The sequence below is a fragment of the Streptomyces mutabilis genome (genome assembly GCF_014649815.1).
Classification (GTDB): domain Bacteria; phylum Actinomycetota; class Actinomycetes; order Streptomycetales; family Streptomycetaceae; genus Streptomyces; species Streptomyces mutabilis.
Genome location: NZ_BMTT01000142.1, coordinates 1 through 727 on the forward strand (window position 1 = coordinate 1; position 727 = coordinate 727).

Annotated in this window: 1 rRNA gene; it reads left to right on the forward strand. The window is 62.3% G+C overall.

The window, feature by feature from the left end:
• Positions 1–727 (forward strand): 23S ribosomal RNA (locus IE142_RS35065); the annotation flags it as partial.

Sequence of the window (727 nt, forward strand, 5' to 3'; positions counted from 1 at the left end):
GATCCCGTCCGCTGGATGACCAAGGGTTCCGGGGCCACGTTCGTCGTCCCCGGGTGAGTCGGGTCCTAAGGCGAGGCCGACAGGCGTAGTCGAATGGATGAACGGGTGGATATTCCCGTACCGGCGGCGTACCGTAAGAGCCGAACGGATGAGTACTAACCTCCGGTCGCGTGGCGTCGTTCCCTTCGGGGTTCGGGGCGCGTGGCTGTTGGGAGCGTAGTCCTGGTAGGCTAGCGCACAGGGGTGACACGGAATGGGAGCCGGCCGCGGAGGTGGTTTTCCGTGGTCAAGCACGCAGCCCGTCCCATAGGCAAATCCGTGGGACGCATAGGGTGAGGTGTGATGATGGGCGTCTTTTATGGCGCGATATCCGGTGGTCCAGGCCGTCGAGAAAAGCCTCGGCGCGAGGGGCGTCGCCGCCCGTACCCCAAACCGACACTGGTGGTCAGGTAGAGAATACCAAGGCGATCGAGCGAATCCTGGTCAAGGAACTCGGCAAATCACTCCCGTGCCTTCGGTATAAGGGAGACCCCCGGGCGTGAAGAGGCTTGCCCTCGGAGCGTTGGGGGGTGGCACAGACCAGGGGGTAGCGACTGTTTACCAAAAACACAGGTGCATGCGAAGGCGCAAGCCGCTGTATATGCACTGACGCCTGCCCGGTGCCGGAAGGTTAAGAGGATCCGTCAGCCCCTTTTGGGGTGAAGCGGTGAATTCAAGCCCCGGTAAA